Below are 20,862 nucleotides of genomic sequence, written 5' to 3' on the forward strand. Positions count from 1 at the left end.
ACCGGTAGGTAGCTGTGCGGAACGTCCAAGTCGAGGGCCCGGTTTTGTACACATGCGGCTCATGACGGGAAGCCCACGGGGAGCGATAGCCTTGTGGCGTGATCAGCGCGATAGCTCGCGGGGGCGCTGGTGCCCCCGCCCCGCGCCCGGCACACACGGACGACATCCGTGCCCGGGCGGCGGTCGCTGATCCTCGCGGGCGGGACGGGGTGGCACAGACCCCCGGCAGGCCGCCGCACACTCCCCGGACGGTGACGGCGAGAGCGAAGTCACACCCGGTGGGAGCGGCGACATTGGCGGATATGCCCCCGCTCCTCTCGTCTTGCGGCATAGCGTCGAAGTGGACCGGACACCCCGTGTCCCGACGTCATGCCGGAAGGCAGGAGACCGTACTTCCTTCTACGTCACGCAACGGCGCGCGACAGGAGTCAGAGGACAATGCAGACCAAGCTGGACGACGCCAAGGCCGAGCTGCTCGAAAGGGCTGCGCGGGTAGCTGAGAACAGCCCGGTCGGGGGCCACCTACCGACTGGGACGACGGGCGAGGGCACTCCGGGCACCCCGGGCACGCCGGACGGCCCGGACGGCGCCCCGGACTACGCATCCGTGTTCGCGTTCCTCCAGCGCTACTACCGGCACACCGCCCCGGAGGACCTGGCCGACCGCGACCCGGTCGACGTCTTCGGAGCCGCCGTCTCGCACTACCGGCTGGCGGAAAACCGCCCGCAGGGCACGGCGAACGTCCGGGTCCACACCCCGACGGTCGAGGAGAACGGCTGGACGTGCAGCCACTCCGTCGTCGAGGTGGTCACCGACGACATGCCCTTCCTCGTCGACTCCGTGACCAACGAGCTGACCCGTCAGGGCCGCGGCATCCACGTCGTCGTCCACCCGCAGATCGTGGTGCGGCGCGACATCGCCGGCAAGCTCGTCGAGGTGCTGGCCGGTCCGCCCACCGCCGATCTGCCGCACGACACGCACACCGAGTCCTGGATCCACGTCGAGATCGACCGCGAGACCGACCGCGGCGACCTCAAGCAGATCACCGCCGACCTGCTCCGCGTCCTCAACGACGTCCGCGAGACCGTCGAGGACTGGGGCAAGATGCGGGACGCGGCCGTCAGTGTCGCCGACCAGCTGTCGACCGAGACCACCCCCGAGGACCTCCCCGCGCGGGAGCTGGAGGAGGCCCGCGAGCTGCTGCGCTGGCTGGCCGACGACCACTTCACCTTCCTCGGCTACCGCGAGTACCAGCTGCGCGAGGACGACTCCCTCGCCGCCGTCGCCGGCACCGGCCTCGGCATCCTGCGCTCCGACCCGCACCACGCGACCGACGAGAGCCACCCCGTCAGCCCCTCCTTCGAGCGGCTGCCCGCCGACGCCCGGGCCAAGGCCCGCGAGCACCGGCTGCTGGTGCTGACCAAGGCGAACAGCCGTGCCACCGTGCACCGGCCGTCGTACCTCGACTACGTCGGCGTCAAGAAGTTCGACGAGAACGGCAACGTCGTCGGCGAGCGGCGCTTCCTCGGCCTGTTCTCCTCCGCCGCCTACACCGAGTCCGTCCGCCGGGTGCCGGTCGTGCGGCGCAAGGTGGAGGAGGTGCTGGAGCGCGCCGGGTTCTCGCCCAACAGCCACGACGGCCGGGACCTGCTGCAGATCCTGGAGACGTATCCGCGCGACGAGATGTTCCAGACCTCCGTCGAGGAGCTGGAGCCGATCGTCACCTCCGTGCTCTACCTCCAGGAGCGCCGCCGCCTGCGTCTCTACCTGCGCCAGGACGAGTACGGCCGCTACTACTCGGCTCTCGTCTACCTCCCCCGCGACCGCTACACCACCGGTGTCCGGCTGCGGATCATCGACATCCTCAAGGAGGAGCTCGGCGGCACCAGCGTCGACTTCACGGCCTGGAACACCGAGTCGATCCTGTCCCGGCTGCACTTCGTGGTCCGGGTCCCGCAGGGCACCGAGCTGCCGCACCTGTCCGACTCGGACAAGGAGCGCGTCGAGGCCCGTCTCGTCGAGGCCGCCCGCTCCTGGGCCGACGGATTCGGCGAGGCGCTCACCGCCGAGTTCGGCGAGGAGCGCGCCGCCGAGCTGCTGCGCCACTACGGCTCCGCCTTCCCCGAGGGCTACAAGGCCGACCACGGCCCGCGCTCCGCCGTCGCCGACCTCGGCCACCTGGAGCAGCTCGACGAGCAGAAGACCTTCGCGCTGAGCCTGTACGAGCCGGTCGGCGCCGCGCCCCAGGAGCGGCGCTTCAAGATCTACCAGAAGGGCGGCTCGGTCTCCCTGTCCGCCGTCCTGCCGGTGCTCAGCCGGCTCGGCGTCGAGGTCACCGACGAGCGGCCCTACGAGCTGCGCTGCGCGAACCGCACCACGGCCTGGATCTACGACTTCGGCCTGCGGATGCCCAAGGCCCCGTCCGGCGGCGTCGACTACCTCGGCGACGACGCCCGCGAGCGCGTCCAGGACGCCTTCGCCGCCACCTGGACCGGCAAGGCGGAGAACGACGGCTTCAACGCCCTCGTCCTCAGCGCCGGCCTGACCTGGCGCGAGGCGATGGTGCTGCGCGCCTACGCCAAGTACCTGCGCCAGGCCGGTTCGACCTTCAGCCAGGACTACATGGAGGACACCCTCCGCAACAACGTCCACACCACGCGCCTGCTGATCAACCTGTTCGAGGCGCGGATGGCGCCGGAGCGGCAGCGCGCCGGGCGGGAGATCGTCGACGCCCTGCTCGAAGAGGTCGACGCGGCCCTCGACCAGGTCGCCAGCCTCGACGAGGACCGGATCCTGCGGTCCTTCCTCACCGTCATCAAGGCGACGCTGCGCACGAACTTCTTCCAGGAGGCGGCGGGCGGCAAGCCGCACGACTACGTCTCCATGAAGTTCGACCCGCAGGCCATCCCCGACCTCCCGGCGCCGCGCCCGGCGTTCGAGATCTGGGTGTACTCGCCGCGCGTCGAGGGTGTGCACCTGCGCTTCGGCAAGGTCGCCCGCGGCGGTCTGCGCTGGTCGGACCGGCGCGAGGACTTCCGCACCGAGATCCTCGGCCTGGTCAAGGCGCAGATGGTGAAGAACACCGTCATCGTGCCGGTGGGCGCCAAGGGCGGCTTCGTCGCCAAGCAGCTGCCCGACCCGAGCGTCGACCGCGACGCCTGGATGGCGGAGGGCATCGCCAGCTACAAGACGTTCATCTCGGCGCTGCTCGACATCACCGACAACATGGTGGCCGGCGAGGTCGTGCACCCCGCGGACGTCGTCCGGCACGACGAGGACGACACCTACCTCGTCGTCGCCGCCGACAAGGGCACCGCGAAGTTCTCCGACATCGCCAACGAGGTCGCCGAGTCCTACAACTTCTGGCTCGGCGACGCCTTCGCCTCCGGCGGCAGCGCGGGCTACGACCACAAGGGCATGGGCATCACCGCCCGCGGCGCCTGGGAGTCCGTCAAGCGGCACTTCCGGGAGCTGGGCGTGGACACCCAGACCCAGGACTTCACCGTCGTCGGCATCGGCGACATGTCCGGCGACGTCTTCGGCAACGGCATGCTGCTCAGCGAGCACATCCGCCTGGTCGCCGCCTTCGACCACCGGCACATCTTCATCGACCCGACGCCGGACGCGGCCACCTCGTACGCCGAGCGCCGCCGGCTGTTCGAGCTGCCGCGCTCGTCCTGGGAGGACTACAACACCGAGCTGCTCTCGGCGGGCGGCGGGATCTTCCCGCGCACGGCCAAGTCCATCCCGGTCAACGCGCACGTCCGCGAGGCTCTCGGCATCGAGGCGGGCGTTACCAAGATGACCCCGGCCGACCTGATGAAGGCGGTCCTCAGCTCCCCGGTCGACCTGCTGTGGAACGGCGGCATCGGCACGTACGTCAAGGCGTCCACCGAGTCCAACGCCGACGTCGGCGACAAGGGCAACGACGCCATCCGCGTCGACGGCAAGGACCTTCGCGTCCAGGTCGTCGGCGAGGGCGGCAACCTGGGCCTGACCCAGCTGGGCCGGATCGAGTTCGCGCTGCGGGGCGGCCGGATCAACACCGACGCCATCGACAACAGCGCGGGCGTGGACACCTCCGACCATGAGGTGAACATCAAGATCCTGCTCAACGGTCTCGTCAAGGACGGCGACATGACCGTCAAGCAGCGCAACAAGCTGCTCGCCCAGATGACCGACGAGGTCGGTGCGCTGGTCCTGCGCAACAACTACGCGCAGAACACGGCGATCGCCAACGCGCTCGCGCAGTCCAAGGACATGCTCCACGCCCAGCAGCGCTTCATGCGCCACCTGGTCAGGGAGGGCCACCTCGACCGCGCCCTGGAGTTCCTGCCCACGGACCGCCAGATCCGCGAGCGGCTGAGCGGCGGACACGGCCTGACCGGCCCGGAGACGGCCGTGCTGCTGGCGTACACGAAGATCACGGTCGCCGAGGAGCTGCTGCACACCTCGCTGCCGGACGACCCGTACCTCAAGGGCCTGCTGCACGCCTACTTCCCGACGGCGCTGCGCGAGCAGTTCGCCGAGCAGGTCGACGGCCACCCGCTGCGCCGCGAGATCACGACGACCGTCCTGGTCAACGACACGGTCAACACGGGCGGTACGACGTATCTGCACCGGATGCGCGAGGAGACCGGCGCGTCGCTCGAGGAGATCGTGCGGGCGCAGACCGTGGCCCGGGCGATCTTCCGCTCCTCCTCGGTGTGGGACGCGGTGGAGGAGCTGGACACCAAGGCCGACGCCGCCGTGCAGACCCGGATCCGGCTGCACTCGCGCCGCCTGGTCGAGCGCGGCACGCGCTGGCTGCTCAACAACCGGCCGCAGCCGCTGGAGCTGGCCGAGACGGTGGACTTCTTCGCCGAGCGGGTCGAGCAGGTGTGGTCGCAGCTGCCGAAGCTGCTGCGCGGTGCGGACGCGGAGTGGTACCAGCACATCTACGACGAGCTGACCGCCGCCGGCGTCCCGGACGAGCCGGCCACGCGGGTGGCGGGGTTCTCCTCGGCCTTCGCGACGCTGGACATCGTGTCGGTGGCCGACCGCATGGGCAAGGAGCCGCTGGACGTCGCCGAGGTGTACTACGACCTCGCCGACCGGCTCGGCGTCACCCAGCTGATGGACCGCATCAGCGATCTGCCGCGGAACGACCGGTGGCAGTCCATGGCCCGCGCGGCGATCCGCGAGGACCTGTACTCGGCGCACGCGTCGCTGACCGCGGATGTCCTGGCGGTGGGGAACGGTACGTCCACGCCGGAGCAGCGGTTCAAGGCGTGGGAGGAGAAGAACGCGGCGATTCTCGGGCGGGCGCGGACGACGCTGGAGGAGATCCGGTCGTCGGACGAGTTCGACCTGTCGAATCTGTCGGTGGCCATGCGGACGATGCGGACGTTGCTGCGCACGCACGCGTAGGAGGCGGTGCGGTGTCGCGCCGCTCGCTGTGTGAGGCGCCCCGGGCCGGGTTCGGTCCGGGGCGCCTTGGCGTGTGCGGGCGGGTGGGGCTGGGCGCGGGGGTGGGTGTGCGGCCCGGCGCCGACGGGGTGCCTCCCCCAGTGCCTGAACGGTGTCTGAACGGCCTGGGAGGTGCCCCCAGCGCCCACCCGTGCCGCCCCAGCGGCACGACTGCCCGCAACTGCGGTGGCTTGGCGGCCGGCCGCGGCTGCGGCGGCTTGGGCGACTGTCCGCGGCTGCGGCGGCTTGGCGGCCGGCCGCGGCTACGTGCGTCCGCGACCGTCCGCGGCTACATCGGTCAGTGGAGGATGTTGGCGGCCAAGCGGGCTGCTCTTCGGGTTCGGGGGGTGGACAGGCGGCGGGCTGCTGGACGGAGGACTGCGGCGGTCGGTCCCGTCGGCTGCCAGGTGATCTGGAGGCGGCCCGGGTTGTGGCCCTCCGGGCGGAGGGTGACGCGGTGGGGGGTGAGGCCGGCGCGGTGGGGGACGCGGGCCGTGAGGGGCGGGAAGGTCAGCGGCGCCAGCAGGATGCCCGTGTGGGTGCGGCCGCGGTGCCGGAGGCGGAGGACGGGATGGCGGGTGCCCTCGAAGCCGTGGAGCGGGAGACGGGCCGCCGCCAGGTCCAGGCGGACCCGGCCCTCGAACACCCCGGGGCGGACGGGCGACAGGCGGAAGGGCACCGTGAGGCGCCGGCGGCCGGGGGAGAGGTGGAGCACCGCGCGCTGGGGGCCGACGGGGAGGCGCAGGGCGGGGTCGTAGGTGCGGACGGTGAGGTCGACCGACGCACCCGGGCCGCGCGCGATCCGCGTGATCTCGTGCCGGAGCAGGGCGGTGAAGAACGGCCGGGTGTCCAGCTCCAGGTCGGTCAGGTCCAGCTCGCGGCGGGCCTGAGGGGACTGGGGAACCACCTCGCCCCAGTACACGCGGCCGCTCTCCTCGTCCGGTGTCACACAGCGCGGTGCCACGTCGTGGCCGAGGCCCCGGGCCGCCGTCCGGACGTCGGACAGGCGCCGGTCGCGCAGCAGGCGCAGGACGACCCGTTCGGAACGGGGCAGCCGGGCGCAGGCGCCCTCGGCGAGCGTGTCGAGGTAGGGGTTCATCAGGTCCGCGAAGGAGGCCAGCCAGGTGTCGTCCCGGTAGGGGAGGTCACCGGCGTACATCCGGAAGTCGTGCTTGAGGAACTTGAAGTCCTTGTCCTCGCGCAGCCCCTCGTGCCCGCTCTCGGCCAGGAACGCGTCGATGAGGCGCTGCACGTGGACGCGGTCGCGGACGTTGGTGAGCTTGTGCCGCTGGTTGGAGATGGAGGCGGCCTCGGAGGCGGCGTAGGGGGCGATGTACCAGCGGTAGACCGGGTCGGGGACGACGGTGAACGTCTTGGCCAGGCAGTACGCCTGGGCCGAGAAGAGCTGGTCCTCGTAGTGGATGCCCTCGGGGAAGCGCAGGCCGTGCCGGTCGAGGAAGGCGCGGGCGTACATCTTGCTGGTGGAGAGGTGCTCGAAGAACAGCCGCGGGTCGGCCTCGATGCCGTCCAGGGTGCGGCGCTCGGCGACCAGGTGCGGCATCCAGGTCGTACGGCGTCCGCCGTCCACGCGGATGCGGTGCACGGCGCCCATGGCGAAGTCGAGGTCGCGTTCGCGGTGGGCGGCGAGCAGGACCTCGACGGCGCGTTCGGGGAGTTCGTCGTCACTGTCCAGGAACATCAGGTACGGCGCCCGGGCGATCTCCAGGGCGCGGTTGCGCGGGGCACTGCACCCGCCGCTGTTCTCCGGCAGCCGGAGGTACACGATCCGCGGGTCGTGGGCGGCCAGTTCGCGGGCCACCTCCTCGGTCGCGTCGGTCGAGTGGTCGTCGCTGATCACGACCTCGATGTTGGTGTGGGTCTGGCGGAGAACGGACGCGACGGCGCGGGGGAGGCGTTCGGCGTCGTTGTAGACGATGACCGTGACGGTGACGTCCGGGACCCGCAGGGGGAGGGGGGCGGTGCCCGCGGCCGGGCTCGTGGTGGCTGTCCTCATGACGCGGTGGCCTCCTCGGGGCTCGGGGCCGGGATGCGGTCGTCGACCGGCACGACCGGGGGCAGCGTCCGCTCGTCCTCGCCGAGGAAGACCCGGCGCACGACGCGTTCGGCGGCGTGGCCGTCGTCGTACTCGCAAAAGCGGCGCCGGAAGGCGGCCCGTGCCTTGGTCGCGCGTGCGTCGTCCCAGGCGTCGGTGGTGAGGATCTCCGTCAGCTCCGCCTGGGTGCGGGCGACCGGTCCCGGAGCCTCGGCCATCAGGTCGAAGTAGACGCCGCGCGTGGTGCGGTACGTCTCCCAGTCGTCGGCGTGGACGACGATCGGGCGGTCGAGGTTGGCGTAGTCGAACATGATCGACGAGTAGTCGGTGACCAGTGCGTCGGCGGCCAGGCACAGCTCCTCGACGGGTTCGTAGGAGGAGACGTCGACGAGGCGGCCGGTGCGGCGCAAACTCCCCAGGGGGGAGGCGGTGCCGTCGTAGAAGTAGTGCGCTCGCACCAGCAGGACCGTTTCCTCGCCGAGCCGGTCGGCGAGGGCGGCGAGGTCGAGGCGCGGGGTCCAGCCGGCCTCGTAGTCGCGGTGGGTGGGCGCATAGAGGATCGCGCGGCGGCCGGGCGCGATGCCGAGGCGCGCGCGGGCCGCTCGGACCTCGGCGGCGCCGGCGGTGTAGTAGACGTCGTTGCGCGGATAGCCGTGGTCCAGGGAGACGTGATGGGAGGGGTAGGCCCGCTGCCACATGCGGGTGGAGTGGCTGTTGGCGGAGACGCTGTAGTCCCACTTGTCGACCCGCTCGAGCAGGGCCTGGAAGTCCAGGCCGTGGGCGGCGGCGGGGTAGGGCAGCTGGTCCACGCCCATGCGTTTGAGCGGGGTGCCGTGATGGGTCTGGAGGTGGACGGTGCCGGGGCGCTTGACCACCGCGTCGGGGAAGTTGACGTTGTTGACGAGGTACTTCGCGCGGGCCAGCACCTCCCAGTAGCGGCGGGTGCCGGGCACGACGTGGTCGGTGCCGGGCGGCAGCAGGGCCGCGCCCTGCGCCGTGACCACCCACACGGGGTGGATGCTCGGGGCGAGTTCCGCGAGCTCGGCGGCGACGGCGGCCGGGTTGCAGGCCATCCCGCGGTTCCAGTACGCCGAGAAGACCGCGAGATGTGGATCGACCGGGCGGGCCAGGGCGCCGCGGTACTGGAGAGAGCGCAGCCGCGTGCCGGCCCGCCGCCTGCCGGTGCGTACGGCGGAGCGCAGCCCGCGGCGGGCGTGGTTGGCGGTCTGCAGGGCGCGGTACTTGCCGTAGGCGCCCTCCTCGAGGAGCGACCGGCGCGTCCCTTCCAGACCGGCGGGCTGCCGGTGGCCGTCGGGGCGGTGGCGCCGGGCGGTCTCGGACGCCCGGTGGAAGAACTCCCGGGCCACGTCGTCGGGCATCCCGGCGCGGGCGAAGGTGCGCAGGCAGTCGCGGACCATCAGGTCGTACAGGGCGCGGTGGACGGCGGGCCGGCCGGCGGTGAGACCGAGCAGCGCCTCGTAGCGGTCGACCAGGGCGTACCGCTGCGCCGGCGTGGGCGGCGGGAGGCTCTCCGGGCGCAGCCTGCGGTCCTCGTACGCCGGGTGCGGCAGGCAGGCGACGCGGTCGGCGAGCAGCAGGGCGGCGTAGGCGGCGAACGGCTCGTCCTCGGTGGTCAGGAGGCGTTCGTGGGCCCGCCAGAACCCGGCGCGCACGGCCCGGTTGCCGAGCAGCGGGGCGAGCCGGAGCAGCCCCGCGCGGTCGTCGAGGGCGAGGCCCTCCTCGGCGCGGCCCGCGCGGGCGAGGCGGGGCCCGTCGGGGGAGGGCAGGCCGGAGGCCTGCCAGGAGCTGCGGACGTGGTCGAACAGCAGGACGTCCACCGGGTCGGGCAGACCCGCGGTGTGCCGGGCGACGGCGGACGGGGCGCCGGCCGGCAGCCCGTCCTTGGCGTGCACGAAGTGCAGCCACCGGCCCCGCGCCCGGGCCGCCCCGGCGGAGCGGGCCGCCGCGTCCCCCGCACCGTCCGGGAGCGGCAGCACGGTGAAGGCGGGGGCGTGCCGCTCGGCCGTCTCCCGCGCCCAGTCCCCGACGGCGGCGACGATCACCTCGATGCCGGTGAGGGGGTGGGCGTCCAGGGAGTCGAGGAGGGCGGGCAGGTGGTCCTGGACGTTGCGGCCGTGGACCACGACGCTGAGGTCGGGGGCCGTTTCGGGGAACGGATCGGGGACCGTCTCGGGCATCGCGGGACTCCTTCGCCTCGGCCTTCGCTGCGTCGCTTCCGGAGCACTCCTGTGGGTCGGTTTCTATTCGGTCATAGTGGCATTAATCGAGCAAAAGGATTAATCGGGAGGGCGGTGAGTACGCCTTCCGAGGGAGCCGCCCCCGTGCGGGGGGGGCGCGGGCTCACACGGCCGCCGGTGCCTTCGGCGCCGGCGCGGCGGGCTGGGCCTGCGGTTTGGGAGCCGCCTTGGGAGCCGCCTTGGCCGGGCCGCCGGTGAACTTCTCGTACTCCTTCAGGACCTCGTCCGTCGGCCCGTCCATCCGCAGCTCGCCGCGCTCCAGCCACAGCACCCGGTCGCAGGTGTCGCGGATGGACTTGTTGCTGTGGCTGACCAGGAAGACCGTGCCGGCGTGCTCGCGCAGCTCCCGGATGCGTTCCTCGGAGCGCTTCTGGAAGGAGCGGTCGCCGGTGGCCAGGGCCTCGTCGACGAGGAGCACGTCGTGGTCCTTGGCGGCGGCGATGGAGAACCGCAGCCGGGCCGCCATGCCGGAGGAGTACGTGCGCATCGGCAGGGTGATGAAGTCGCCCTTGTCGTTGATCCCGGAGAAGTCGACGATCTCCTGGTACCGCTCCTTGACCTGCGCCCGGGACATGCCCATCGCCAGACCGCCGAGGTACACGTTGCGCTCGCCGGTGAGGTCGTTCATCAGGGCGGCGTTGACGCCGAGCAGGGAGGGCTGCCCGTCGGTGTAGATCCGGCCGTTCTCGACCGGGAGCAGGCCGGCGACCGCCTTGAGCAGCGTCGACTTGCCCGAACCGTTGGTGCCTATCAGGCCGATGGCCTCGCCGCGGTACGCCACGAAGGACACGTTCTTCACGGCATGCACCCGGCGTACACCGGCCGCCTTCTCGGTCTTCCTGCGGCGCAGGATGCGGTTGAGGGCGGCGGTCGCGGAGCCGCGGCCGGCGCCGGTGCCGTTGACCCGGTAGACGATGTCGACACCGTCGGCGACGACGGTGGGCACGCGCTCGGCGGGGGTGTTGTCAGCGGGGGTGTCAGCCACGACCGTACGTCTCCTCGGCCTTCCAGAAGTAGATGAAGCCGCCGATCCCGGCGACCAGGGCCCAGCCCAGGGCCAGCGCCCAGACGTGGTCGGGCAGCATGCCGCCGCCGAAGCTGTCGATCAGCGCGAACCGCATCAGGTCGATGTAGACGACGGCGGGGTTGACCTGGAGCAGCGGGCCGACCCAGGACGGCAGGCCGCTGTCCGGGCCGGTCATGTGGTGGATGCTGAACATGACGCCCGAGGCGTACATCCAGGTGCGCAGCAGGAACGGCATCAGCTGGGCCATGTCGGGGATCTTCGAGCCCACCCGGGCCATGACCATCGCCAGGCCCGTGTTGAACACGAACTGCAGCGCCAGCGCCGGGACGGCGAGCAGCCAGGAGGGGCCGGGCGGCACGCCGAACGCCAGCAGGATCACGACGAGGGCGCCCATCGAGAACAGCAGCTGCTGGAGCTGCTGGAGGCAGAAGGACACCGGCAGCGCCGCCCGCGGGAAGTGCAGGGCGCGGACCAGGCCGAGGTTGCCGGAGATGGCCCGGGTGCCCGCCATGATCGAGCTCTGCGTGAACGTCCACACGAACACGCCGGTCACCAGGAACGGGACGAAGTCCTCCACGCCGCGGCTGGTGTTCATCAGCATGCCGAAGATGAAGTAGTACACCGCCGCGTTGAGCAGGGGCGTCATCACCTGCCAGACCTGGCCCAGCTTGGCCTGGCTGTACTGGGCGGTGAGCTTGGCGGTGGAGAAGGCGCCGATGAAGTGCCGGCGTGCCCACAGCTGGCGGACGTACTCGGGCAGGGAGGGGCGGGCGCCGCTGACCGACAGCCCGTGCCGGGCGGCGAGTGCCGCGAGGTCGTCCGGGTCGGGGGCGGGTGCGGGGGCGGCCTGGGCCGACGCCTGGGTCGGGGGCGGGGGGTCGAGGACCTGGCTCACATCCGGTGCTTTCACTCGGGGGAGGGGGCGAGAGGGCGCCGCCCGTCGTTCACCCGGGTGACCGTGTGTGTTCACTTACGTCGGGACGGCACCGTATCGTCGTGACGTGAGCGTAGGGCGTGGCGACGCCGGAACGCAACCGTTTCGTCGTGACGCCCTATGCTTGACGCGCATGACGACCAACGCCGCCGCCGACGAGCCGACGCCGCGCCCGCGCCGCCGGGCCCCCGCCGGGGCGGCGGTGCTGCGCGAGGACGTGACGGAGGCCATCCGGGCGGCGGTCTTCGAGGAACTGGCGGCGGTCGGCTACGCCCGGATGTCCATCGAGGGCATCGCGCGCCGCGCGGGCGTCGGCAAGACGGCCGTCTACCGGCGCTGGCGCTCCAAGCTGCACCTGGTGCTCGACATCGTCTCCGCCCTCGCCGTCCAGGGCCTGCCCGCGCCGGACACCGGCTCCCTGGAGGGCGACCTGCGGCTGCTGTACGAGGTGACCTCCCGTGCCCTGCGCCACCCGGTGGCCTCGCAGATCATCCCCGACCTCCAGGCGGAGGCGGCCCGCAATCCCGACATCGCCGAGGCGCTGCAGAAGACCCTGCGCGAGGGCCAGGACGGCGTCGCCAGCCGGATCCTCGCGGCGGCGACCGAGCGCGGCGAGCTGCATTCCGCCCTCGACACCGACCTGGCCCTCGACCTGATCTCGGGCCCGCTGTACTGGCGTGCGGTGGTCGTCCGCAGCCCGAAGCTGCCGAAGGGCTACCTGGGCTCGCTGGCCCGGGCGACGGCGCAGGGCCTCAAGGCGATCTGAGTCCGGGGCGGACTGTCAGTGGTGCCTGTCACGATGCCTCCATGAAGCCGACGGAACCGAAAGACCCGACGACCCCGGGGGACGTGCCGGACCCCGCGGCGACCGTGCGGGAGTTCTGGACCCGCATGCAGGCCCGCGACTGGGCGGGCCTCGGCGCGCTGCTCGCCGACGACCTGGTGGTGGAGTGGCCGGCCAGCGCCGAGCGGATCGAGGGCCGCGCCGACTTCGTGAGCGTCAACGCACAGTACCCGGAGGGCTGGTCGATCGAGGTGCTGCGCGTCGTGGCCGACGGCGAGACCGTGGTCTCCGAGGTCCAGGTCCCGCACGAGACGATGGGCGTCCACCGGGCCGTGTCCCTGTGGACGGTCCGGGAGGGGCGGATAACCGGCGGCCGGGAGTACTGGACGGCCCTGGGCTCGGACCCGTCGCCCGAGTGGCGGGCGCAGTTCGTACGACCGCTGTAGGCGGGACCGACGGGGGTACGACGGGACGGGGTACGACGGGAGGGTGGACATGAGACGGGCGTGGACGGCGCCGGTGCTGTTGCTGATCGCCGGGGCGGGTGCCGTGACCGGGCCGTTCGTGCGGGGGCGCACCGGGACGGGTGTCGTGCTGCTGGTGGTGTTCGTGTTGCTGGCGTTGGTGGTCTCGCCGCTGGTGTTCCCCCGGTCGGTCGGTGCGGTGGAGGCGCGGCGGCGCAGTGCCGTGGACGGGCGGCCGGTCGTGTTCTGGCGGCCCGGGTGTGCCTACTGCATGCGGCTGCGCGTCCGGCTGGGCCGGAGGGCGCGGCGGTTGCACTGGGTCGACATCTGGCGGGACGAGGCCGGGGCGGAGCTGGTGCGGGAGGCCAACGACGGCAACGAGACCGTGCCCACGCTGCTCGTGGCGGGCCGGGCGTACACCAATCCCGACCCCGCGTGGGTGCGTGAGCAGGTCTCCTCGGCGCGGTGACCCGGCGCCCCGGTGACGGGTGATGACCCGTCACCGGGGCGCCGGGTGTCCCGGGCGTGGACGCCCCGTGCCCCGTGCCCCCCCGGGTCAGTCCCGGGCCGCCTCCGGGTGGAGGCGTACCCAGCCCGCCCAGGCCGACGTGATCATGTCCTCGACGTCGTACTTGGCCTTCCAGCCCAGTTCGACGGCGGCGCGGTCGGCCGAGGCGACGACGCGGGCCGGGTCGCCGGGGCGGCGCGGGGTGACCGTCGGGGGCTGGTCGTAGCCGGTGAGGGCGTTGATGCGGTCGATCATCTCCCGGACGGAGACGCCCTCGCCCCGGCCGATGTTGACGGTGAGGGTGCGGCCGGGGGAGGACTGCAGGGCGCGGGCCGCCGCCACGTGGGCCTCGGCCAGGTCGACGACGTGGATGTAGTCGCGCACGCAGGTGCCGTCCGGGGTCGCGTAGTCGTCGCCGAAGATGCGCGGAGCCGCCGACTCCGTCAGCTTCTCGAAGACCATCGGGACGAGGTTGTAGACGCCGGTGTCGGCCAGCTCGGGGCTCGCCGCACCCGCGACGTTGAAGTAGCGCAGGGACGCCGTGGCCAGACCCGAGGCCTTGCCGGTGGCCCGGACCAGCCACTCGCCGGCCAGCTTGGTCTCGCCGTACGGCGACATCGGCACGCACGGCGTCTCCTCGGTCACCAGGTCGACGTCGGGCATGCCGTACACGGCGGCCGAGGAGGAGAAGACGAAGGACGGGACCTCCGCCTCCGTGACCGCGTCCAGCAGGACGCGCAGGCCCTCGACGTTCTGCCGGTAGTAGTGCAGCGGCAGGTCCACCGACTCGCCGACCTGCTTCTTGGCGGCCAGGTGCACGACGCCGGTGACCGAGTGGTCGGCCAGGGCGCGCGCGACCCGCTCGCCGTCGAGGACCGAGCCCACCACCAGGGGGACGCCGTCGGGCACGCGCTCGGCGATGCCGGTGGACAGGTCGTCGTAGACGACGGCCTTCTCGCCCGCCTCGGTCATCGCCCTTACGACGTGCGCCCCGATGTATCCGGCGCCGCCGGTGATCAGCCAGGTCATTGCGGCCGTCCCCTTACGTTCGGTGGTTCTTGGTCCCATGATCCGTCATCCCGGCAGCCGCCGGGCGTCCGCACCCGTCAGGACGGTACGGACCGTGCGGGTGCCGGATCGGTACCGTACGCGTCCAGGGCCGCCGTGAGCCGGTCGAGGCGGGCGCGCAGGTCGCGGACCTCGGTGAGGTCCAGGCCGGTCGCCACGGCGATCCGGCGCGGCACCTCGACGGCCCGCTCGCGCAGCGCGGCGCCCTCCCCGGTCAGCCGCACCTCCACCGAGCGCTCGTCGCGCGCGCTGCGCTCACGCCGGACCAGACCGGCCGCCTCCAGCCGCTTGAGCAGGGGCGACAGGGTGCCGGAGTCCAGGCGGAGGTGCTCGCCGAGCTTCTTCACGGGCAGCTCACCGTGCTCCCACAGCACCAGCATCACCAGGTACTGCGGGTACGTGAGCCCCAGCTCCTTGAGGACCACGCGGTAGACGCCGCCGAAGGCGCGCGACGCGGCGTTCAGGGAGAAGCAGATCTGCTGGTCCAGGCGGAGCCAGTCGGTTGCGGGCGGCGTGGTCATGCCTCCCAGGGTAGCGGACGGGATTTGTGCACCATTTAGTTGTGCGCAATTAAATTGCGTGCTCTACTTGTGGGCGTCAAGCCACGCAGTCTCCTTCCGAAAGGGACGGTCTCTCCCATGGACGCGATCTACACCGCCGCCGCCACCGCCACCCACGGCCGTGACGGCCGCGCCGTCAGCTCCGACGGCACGCTCGACCTCGCGCTCGGCATCCCCGTCGAGATGGGCGGCAACGGGCAGGGCACCAACCCCGAGCAGTTGTTCGCCGCCGGTTACGCCGCCTGCTTCGGCAGCGCCCTCGGTGTGGTCGGCCGCGCGGCGAAGGTCGACGTCAGCGACGCCGCGGTGACCGCCGAGGTCGGCATCGGCAAGCAGGGCGAGGGCTTCGCGCTCGCCGTCACCCTCCGGGTCGAGCTGCCCGACGGCCTCGACGAGGAGACCGGCCGCAAGCTGGTCGAGCAGGCCCACCAGGTCTGTCCCTACTCCAACGCGACCCGCGGCAACATCCCGGTCGACCTCGTCATCGAGTAGTCCCCCGCCGGGGAGCGGTGCTCAGCCGACCCGGGCCAGTACTTCCCCCGTCCGTTCGCTCCACGCCACCACCACCGCCTCCTCGGGCACGGGGTGCCAGCGGGTCAGCAGCAGCCAGCGGACGTGGTAGCGGCGGACGACGGCGGCGCGCTCGGCGCGGGTCGAGTCCGGCGCGAGGTACGCCTGGACGTCGGCCACCCGCCGCCCGCGCTCCCGCTCGTCCAGCGACCGGTCCGGCCAGGCGGGCGCCGCGAGGTTCGGGCCGTACCCGGCGACGGCGTGCCCGGCGTAGTAGCCGTCGGTGATCACGACCTCGCCGGGGGCGATGTGCCGGGCCGCCCACGCGTACGTCGGCCACCGCGGCGGCTGCTCGAAGCCGACCGGGTCCAGCGCGCGCGGCACCACCGCCCCCGCGTGGACCGTGAGGAACCCGAGCAGCGCACCGGCCGTCGCCGTCCGGCCCAGCACCGCCCGCCACCGCCCCCACGGCCGGGGCGCCGCCAGCTCCACCGCCGGCGCGAACTGCAGCGGCACCAGGGTGAGCCCGAGGATTCGCCCGTAGGTGTAGTGGCCGCTGAACCAGCCGTACGCCACCACCGCGCAGTCCAGCGCGAACATCAGCACCAGCGGGTCCCGGCGCGAGCGGCGTCCGCGCGCCCACAGGGCCGGCAGGCCGAGCAGCGCCAGCCAGAACTCCCCGGGCAGGTCGAGGTACAGGACCCGGTGCATGGCGTCCACGCTGTCGTCGCCGGCCAGCGCGAACACGTCGAAGTACGGCCAGGCCGCCGCGGCCCCCACCGCCACGGCGCCGGTCAGCGCCCACCGCCCCGCGACCGGCCCGCGCCACCCGCGCTGCCATCCGGTCACCAGTGCCACCGCGCCGAGCACCGCCGCCACCGAGGTGATCGGGTGGACGAGGAGGATCAGCGCGTAGAGGCCGCCCAGCGCCGCGTATCCCGGCATGCCCCGCAGCCCGCTCGGGCCCACGTAGCGCACCCGGCGCGTGTCCCTCGCCCGCGCGCCCGTCAGCGCCCAGGCCCAGAAGGTGAGCCCGATCGCGAACGTCGACGGGTATCCGAGGTTGCCCGTCATCGACATCAGCCCGAGATAGCCGCTCCACCAGGCCCGCTCCGTGCCCCACAGCAGCGTCATCGCACCCAGCGCGAGGACCGGTGCCCACGGCCTCGGGGTCAGCACCCGCACGAAGCGGTTCAGGCCGGTCAGCAGCGCCAGCAGGTTCAGCGGCCCGGCGAGTCGTACCACCTCCCAGCCGCCCAGCCCCGTCAGCCGGGCGAGCACGCCCTCGGCCACCGCGTACGGCGAGTAGTACGCGCTGCCCTCGCCCGGCAGGTCGGCCATCGGGTGGCGGGGGTGGAGGAGGTCGGCCTTCAGGCGCTCGACCACGGCCGCGTGCTGGCCGGCGTCGCAGCACAGCGGTACCGCCCAGTACGCCAGCGTCATCACAAGGAAGAAGCAGAAACCGGCGACCTGGTACGGGGTGGGGCGCCAGATGCGGCCGCCGCGCAGCGCCGTCGCGCCACGCCCCGGCCGCCGGACGAGGACGCCGGCGCTCACAGGACGGACAGGGAGAAGTGCATTCGGGACATTTGCCGTATGTTCCCGATGTCCCCGAGGGGATCGGCCCCATGAACCCAAGTCACCTCAACGGGTGACGCTCGGCCCGGTCCGTCCGATCCGTCCGGTCAGCCCACCGCCTCCGCCCGGTCCCGCTCCTCCCGCTCCCCCCGCGCCGGCAGCGGCACCCGGCCGCCGCCCCGCACCACCGGCTCCAGCAGCAGCGGCACCCCCACCACCGGCAGCAGCCACGCCAGTACGATCAGTCGCTCGCCCCAGATGTTGATGTCCGGATGCCCGGCCTGCGTGAGGATCCCGGTGCACGCCGCCGCGACCAGGAAGCCGCCGGCCGCGCCCCCGCGCCGCAACGCGCCCCACAACCCGGCACCCAGCGCCGCCACGAACAGCGGCTGCCAGGCCTGCCGGCGCAGCCACTCCACCCAGAAGTTGCCCTGCAACTGCCAGAACTCCGGCCACGGGTGCTTCCGGTCGGGGCGGGCGAAGTGGTCGGTGAGCAGGTCCTGGAGGCTGTCCGACTCGGAGGGGTAGTGCAGCAGCCGCGCCAGCAGCAGGGTGACGGCCACGCCCGCCAGGCCCACGGCCGCGAGCGCGAGCACCTCCCGGGGCGCCGCGCCGCCCCGCCCCCGTGCCCGTCGCCGGTGTCGCCGCAGGGCGATCGCCGCGCCCGCCGCCGCGAAGCACACGCCCAGGAACAGCGCCTGAGAGTGCTTCACCGTGAACAGGGCGAGCAGCGAACCGGCGGCCAGCGCCAGCCCTGCCCTCGGCCGCCCGGCCCGCAGCACCAGCGCGCAGCCCCACACCGCCGCCAGGGTCAGCGCCATCAGCAGGCCCTCGGTCATCGGGCGCATCGCCGTCGTCCCGCACGGCAGCACGTAGTACAGCGCCTGGCCCGTCAGGGCGAGCGGTACCGGCACCGCCAGGGTGCGCAGGACCAGGAAGACCAGGACCCCGCCCACGCACGCGATCACGACTCCCGCCGCCCACAGGCCCCACGTCACTCCGAAGGCCAGGACGAACGGCACCAGGAACGCCGGGTAGCCGGGCCGCGCCTCGAAGATCGCCGTGAAGCGCTCCGGCATGTACGGCACGGTGTGCCCGCCGGTCTGCCCTGCCGCCAGCCTCGGCCGGACCACCGCCCACTCCTGCTCGCGGCACTCGGCCAGCACCTCGTCGGTGGGGTCGGCGCGGTGGAAGCGGACCACGTGCACGCTCTGGTCCCGGCGGGCCCGCTCCGCCCGGCTCGCGCACACGTAGTCGATGGTGGCCGTCGCCGCCGCGTGCTTGTCCAGGCCGGTCAGGCTCAGCGCGTACGACAGGTAGTTCTTGGTGTCGGGGGTGTCCCGGCCGGTGACGTTCGCGAGCTGGAGCGCGGCGAACACGGCGGCCAGGACCAGCACCCCCAGGAACCGGCCGCCCAGCCGGCTGCCGGATCTCATGTGGAGGGCAGCAGGTCGCGTCCGGACGGGACGCCCCGGGCGCCGGGGACACCCGAGGGCTCGGGACCGGGCATCGGCTCGCCCAGGAACAGCGTCCGCACCACCCGCTCGGCGGCCCGGCCGTCCTCGTACTCGCAGTAGCGCGCCCGGAAGGCCGCCCGCAGCCGCGCCGCCTCCTCGTCCCGCCACGCCCCGGACGCCAGCAGCCAGGTCAGCTCTCGGTAGGAGCGCGAGACGTGGCCGGGCGCCTCCTCGGTGATGTCGAAGTACGCGCCGCGCGTCGCGGCGTACGGCCCCCAGTCGTCGGCGTGGATCAGGATCGGCCGGTCGAGGAGGACGTAGTCGAACATCAGGGCGGAGTAGTCGGTGATCAACAGGTCGGAGGCGAGCATCAGGTCCTCGACGTGCGGTTCGTCCGTCACGTCGACCACCACGCCCCGCCGGTGCAGCTCGGACAGGCCGAGGCCCCGCGCCGGGCCGGTGGCGAGAGAGGGGTGCAGCCGGACCAGCAGCGTGTGGTCCGCGCCGAGGTCGGCGGCGAGCCGGGCCACGTCCAGGCGCTCGACGAGCCCCCCGCGCCGGTACTCGCGGCGGGTCGGCGCGTACAGCACGACGGTGTGGCCGTCGGGGACGCCGAGCCGCTCGCGGACCCGGCGGCCGTCCTTTGGACCGGCGTTGACCAGGACGTCGTTGCGCGGGCTGCCGGTGCGCGCGGACGTGAAGTGGCAGGGGTAGGCCCGCTCCCAGATCCGTTCCGCGTACCGGCCCGCGACCAGGCTGTGGTCCCAGCGGTCGGCCCGGCGCAGCATCTGCGGCACGTCCACTCCGAGCCGGGCACCCGGCCTGCCCAGCAGGTCGACGCCCATGTACTTGAGCGGCGTGCCCTGGTGGGTGTGGAGGTGGACGCTGCCCTCCCGCTTCGCCACCGTGCCCGGCCAGTTGACGTTGTTGACGAGGAACGCCGCCCGCTCGGTCACCCGCCGGTAGGCGGCGCTGCCCAGCATCACGTGCTCGATGCCCGGCGGCAGCAGGGCGGGGTCCGCCGCGCACCCCTCGTCGCGCAGCACCCACACCCCGCGCAGGTGCGGGGCGTGCTCCCGGGCCGCGCGGTGGATCGCCGCGGGGTCGCCGAGCACGCCCCGGTGGGAGAAGGCCGAGTACACGACGAGGTCCGGGTCCAGCGCCCGGCGGGGGAGCACGGCGGCCGCGGCCCGGCGGGCCCGATGGGCGGCCGTGCCGCGTGCCTGCCGCGTCCGGCGTTCCAGCTCCCGGACCGCCCGCCCGGACTGCCGACGCAGCCGGTAGGCGGCGTACGGACCCTCCAGCACCCGGAGTTCGGCCGGGACCGCCGCGTCCCTCGGCCGGTACGCGCGGAACATCTCCGCCGTGCGGTGGAAGAACTCGGCCCGGTCGGACGGCGGCAGGCGGTCCGGCTTGGACAGGATGTCCAGGCAGTGCTCGCCCATCTTGGCGTGCAGGAACGCCCGCCACCGGTCCGCCAGCTCCGGGCGGGCGTCGAGGAAGGCGAAGACCCGCTCGTACTGCGCGTGGACGTCGAAGTGCTTGCGGCTGGTGGTGGACAGGATGTTGCCCTGGCGGCGCTGGCGGTAGTTCAGGCAGATCCGGTCCAGCGCGGCGATCCGCTCCGCGCTGAACATGACCGGGAAGGTCCAGGGCGTGTCCTCGTAGTAGCCCGGCGGGAAGGTGAAGCCCTCGCGGTCCACGAAGTCGCGGCGGTAGAGCTTGTTCCACACCACCATCAGCAGGTCGAGGATCTCCGGGTGCCCGGCCGCCGTGAACGTGCCGCCGCCGGCCTCCGCGAGCACCCGGGCCAGGACGTTGCGCCGGGTGCCGCCCCACCAGTAGGTGCGCGCGTAGTCGAAGACCAGCACGTCCGGGTCGTCCGTCTCCGCGAGCTGGTCGGCCATCGCGCGCAGGGCGCCCGGGGTGAGGGAGTCGTCGCTGTCGAGGAAGAAGAGGTAGTCGCCGGTGGCGTGCGGCATCCCGGCGTTGCGGGCCCGGCCGAGGCCGACGTTCTCCTCCAGGTGCAGCACGCGCACCCGCTCGTCGCGGGCCGCGTACTCGTCCAGGATCGCTCCCGAACCGTCCGGGGAGCAGTCGTCGACGGCGATCACCTCGATGTCCCGGAAGGACTGGTCCAGGACCGAGTCGAGGCACTCGCGCAGGAAACCCTGCACCTTGAAGCACGGGACGATGACGCTGAAGCGGGGCAC

Annotated in this window: 14 protein-coding genes; 5 read left to right on the forward strand and 9 right to left on the reverse strand. The window is 72.8% G+C overall.

The features are described from left to right. The first annotated feature begins 438 nt into the window (after positions 1-438). The gene (locus tag AB0P07_RS13285) at positions 439-5,409 is read left to right on the forward strand and encodes an NAD-glutamate dehydrogenase (RefSeq protein WP_365549339.1); all 4,971 of its coding nucleotides are present in this window, start codon (positions 439-441) and stop codon (positions 5,407-5,409) included. Positions 5,410-5,746: 337 nt separating this feature from the next. Here the strand turns inward: AB0P07_RS13285 and AB0P07_RS13290 are convergent, their stop codons facing one another. From AB0P07_RS13290 to AB0P07_RS13305, 4 genes are all read right to left on the reverse strand, one after another. Next, the gene (locus AB0P07_RS13290; RefSeq protein ID WP_365549342.1) at positions 5,747-7,462 is read right to left on the reverse strand and encodes a glycosyltransferase family 2 protein; all 1,716 of its coding nucleotides are present in this window, start codon (positions 7,460-7,462) and stop codon (positions 5,747-5,749) included. Continuing rightward, positions 7,459-9,699: a CDP-glycerol glycerophosphotransferase family protein gene (locus AB0P07_RS13295; RefSeq protein WP_365549345.1), complete on the reverse strand. Its 2,241-nt coding sequence runs from the start codon at positions 9,697-9,699 to the stop codon at positions 7,459-7,461. The genes AB0P07_RS13290 and AB0P07_RS13295 overlap by 4 nt, the downstream gene beginning before the upstream one ends. A 163-nt stretch (positions 9,700-9,862) precedes the next feature. Next, positions 9,863-10,744 carry an ABC transporter ATP-binding protein gene (locus AB0P07_RS13300; protein WP_365549348.1) on the reverse strand — a complete coding sequence of 294 codons (882 nt, stop codon included), beginning with the start codon at positions 10,742-10,744 and terminating at the stop codon, positions 9,863-9,865. Further along, positions 10,737-11,681, reverse strand: a complete 945-nt coding sequence (locus AB0P07_RS13305) for an ABC transporter permease (protein WP_365549351.1) — start codon at positions 11,679-11,681, stop codon at positions 10,737-10,739. The genes AB0P07_RS13300 and AB0P07_RS13305 overlap by 8 nt, the downstream gene beginning before the upstream one ends. A gap of 172 nt (positions 11,682-11,853) precedes the next feature. Between AB0P07_RS13305 and AB0P07_RS13310 the strand changes: the two genes are divergently transcribed. Genes AB0P07_RS13310 through AB0P07_RS13320 form a run of 3 tightly spaced genes read left to right on the forward strand, consistent with a single transcriptional unit; the run spans position 11,854 to position 13,437 of the window. After that, entirely contained in the window at positions 11,854-12,486 is a 633-nt protein-coding gene (locus AB0P07_RS13310; protein ID WP_365549353.1) for a TetR/AcrR family transcriptional regulator, read from the forward strand. A gap of 41 nt (positions 12,487-12,527) precedes the next feature. Continuing rightward, positions 12,528-12,950, forward strand: coding sequence for a nuclear transport factor 2 family protein (locus tag AB0P07_RS13315; RefSeq protein ID WP_365549356.1), 423 nt, complete (start codon positions 12,528-12,530; stop codon positions 12,948-12,950). A 49-nt stretch (positions 12,951-12,999) separates the two neighbouring features. Beyond that, positions 13,000-13,437: a glutaredoxin domain-containing protein gene (locus AB0P07_RS13320; protein ID WP_365549359.1), complete on the forward strand. Its 438-nt coding sequence runs from the start codon at positions 13,000-13,002 to the stop codon at positions 13,435-13,437. A gap of 87 nt (positions 13,438-13,524) precedes the next feature. Here AB0P07_RS13320 and galE read toward each other — a convergent pair whose 3' ends face one another. Further along, on the reverse strand, positions 13,525-14,505 hold the full coding sequence (galE, locus tag AB0P07_RS13325; protein WP_365549361.1) for a UDP-glucose 4-epimerase GalE: 981 nt from the start codon (positions 14,503-14,505) through the stop codon (positions 13,525-13,527). A gap of 77 nt (positions 14,506-14,582) precedes the next feature. Further along, entirely contained in the window at positions 14,583-15,065 is a 483-nt protein-coding gene (locus tag AB0P07_RS13330) for a MarR family transcriptional regulator (RefSeq protein WP_365549364.1), read from the reverse strand. Between the two features lie 117 nt (positions 15,066-15,182). On the opposite strand from AB0P07_RS13330, the gene AB0P07_RS13335 reads away from it, so the two are divergent. Further along, a complete protein-coding gene (locus AB0P07_RS13335; protein ID WP_125631158.1) occupies positions 15,183-15,596 on the forward strand; it encodes an organic hydroperoxide resistance protein in 414 nt (137 codons plus the stop codon). A 21-nt stretch (positions 15,597-15,617) separates the two neighbouring features. On the opposite strand, the gene AB0P07_RS13340 is transcribed toward AB0P07_RS13335, so the two are convergent. The 3 genes from AB0P07_RS13340 to AB0P07_RS13350 all read right to left on the reverse strand — a co-directional run bounded on the left by AB0P07_RS13340 (position 15,618) and on the right by AB0P07_RS13350 (position 20,862). Next, a complete protein-coding gene (locus tag AB0P07_RS13340) occupies positions 15,618-17,171 on the reverse strand; it encodes a hypothetical protein (RefSeq protein ID WP_365549367.1) in 1,554 nt (517 codons plus the stop codon). 128 nt (positions 17,172-17,299) lie between these two features. After that, positions 17,300-18,628, reverse strand: coding sequence for a hypothetical protein (locus AB0P07_RS13345; RefSeq protein ID WP_365549370.1), 1,329 nt, complete (start codon positions 18,626-18,628; stop codon positions 17,300-17,302). Further along, positions 18,625-20,862 carry a CDP-glycerol glycerophosphotransferase family protein gene (locus AB0P07_RS13350; RefSeq protein WP_365549372.1) on the reverse strand — a complete coding sequence of 746 codons (2,238 nt, stop codon included), beginning with the start codon at positions 20,860-20,862 and terminating at the stop codon, positions 18,625-18,627. Before AB0P07_RS13350 ends, AB0P07_RS13345 begins: the two co-directional genes overlap by 4 nt.

Source organism: Streptomyces sp. NPDC085944 (genome assembly GCF_040686295.1).
Lineage (GTDB): Bacteria > Actinomycetota > Actinomycetes > Streptomycetales > Streptomycetaceae > Streptomyces > Streptomyces salinarius.

What these genes read in the sequence shown, in the direction of transcription:
- AB0P07_RS13285 (WP_365549339.1), top strand. Translation starts at nt 439, where the DNA reads ATGCAGACCAAGCTGGACGACGCCAAGGCCGAGCTGCTCGAAAGGGCT.
- AB0P07_RS13290 (WP_365549342.1), bottom strand. Translation starts at nt 7,462, where the DNA reads ATGAGGACAGCCACCACGAGCCCGGCCGCGGGCACCGCCCCCCTCCCC.
- AB0P07_RS13295 (WP_365549345.1), bottom strand. Translation starts at nt 9,699, where the DNA reads ATGCCCGAGACGGTCCCCGATCCGTTCCCCGAAACGGCCCCCGACCTC.
- AB0P07_RS13310 (WP_365549353.1), top strand. Translation starts at nt 11,854, where the DNA reads ATGACGACCAACGCCGCCGCCGACGAGCCGACGCCGCGCCCGCGCCGC.
- AB0P07_RS13315 (WP_365549356.1), top strand. Translation starts at nt 12,528, where the DNA reads ATGAAGCCGACGGAACCGAAAGACCCGACGACCCCGGGGGACGTGCCG.
- AB0P07_RS13320 (WP_365549359.1), top strand. Translation starts at nt 13,000, where the DNA reads ATGAGACGGGCGTGGACGGCGCCGGTGCTGTTGCTGATCGCCGGGGCG.
- galE (WP_365549361.1), bottom strand. Translation starts at nt 14,505, where the DNA reads ATGACCTGGCTGATCACCGGCGGCGCCGGATACATCGGGGCGCACGTC.
- AB0P07_RS13330 (WP_365549364.1), bottom strand. Translation starts at nt 15,065, where the DNA reads ATGACCACGCCGCCCGCAACCGACTGGCTCCGCCTGGACCAGCAGATC.
- AB0P07_RS13335 (WP_125631158.1), top strand. Translation starts at nt 15,183, where the DNA reads ATGGACGCGATCTACACCGCCGCCGCCACCGCCACCCACGGCCGTGAC.
- AB0P07_RS13345 (WP_365549370.1), bottom strand. Translation starts at nt 18,628, where the DNA reads ATGAGATCCGGCAGCCGGCTGGGCGGCCGGTTCCTGGGGGTGCTGGTC.